Genomic DNA, 670 nt, shown 5'->3' with positions numbered 1-670 from the left:
CGATTGTTATGTTTTACTCGCTGCCTTGGGTCTCTACTTGAACCGCTTCTTTATGGCCGCAGTCGCTGCACAGCATGAAAAAACCCAAATCATCCGTTTCGTGCAGATTGTAATCCATGCTTTTGCATTCTGGACACTTCTGTTCTGCATCAAACCCCAAATGCTTAAGGTAGAGGTTTTGGATTATGGAAACAATTGAGCATGTAAAAAGCAGGCAGATCTTTGCATCTGGAATATTTTTGTTTGGCGAATGTACGATTTCAGATGAGTAGTCCCACGCCATTTCTGCCATATTTCGGCTGTACTTTCTTAAGTTGCTATTACTTTTTCCATGGGCGTATATGGCAATGACTGCTTTTGATATGCCTTTGAAGTCTGCGGCTTTGAGGTTGTTGTCAGTCAGGACGGTTGGATTGGCCTCTGTAAGTATTGCGGCAAGCTCAATTAAGCTTTCTCTGCATGTTAGCGCAATACTTTGAATGTGCTCTATGCCTGTGATCTCGTTTAGGCTTTGCGCTGCCAGATTTAACCTGCGGCTAATGGATTTTACCCCATTAATATCCAATGGCAGCTCATCGATGATGTGTTTGAATTCTTTGTGGTGCCGGGCTTGTAATCTTTGAGTTATACCCATGTGGAAGGAATAGGCTTCATCGGCGGAAAAATAGAA

The 670-nt window shown here is 43.1% G+C and carries 1 protein-coding gene; it reads right to left on the bottom strand.

The features are described 5' to 3' along the window. Window positions 1-13: 13 nt before the first annotated feature. A partial coding sequence (locus tag NA619_RS25005) for a hypothetical protein (RefSeq protein ID WP_255964447.1) occupies window positions 14-670 on the bottom strand: 657 nt, incomplete at its 5' end.

It is taken from the genome of Stutzerimonas stutzeri (assembly GCF_024448895.1).
Taxonomy (GTDB): Bacteria; Pseudomonadota; Gammaproteobacteria; order Pseudomonadales; family Pseudomonadaceae; genus Stutzerimonas; species Stutzerimonas stutzeri_Q.
Note: the sequence above shows the minus strand (reverse complement) of the source record. Positions and strands in the feature narration are given on the sequence as shown.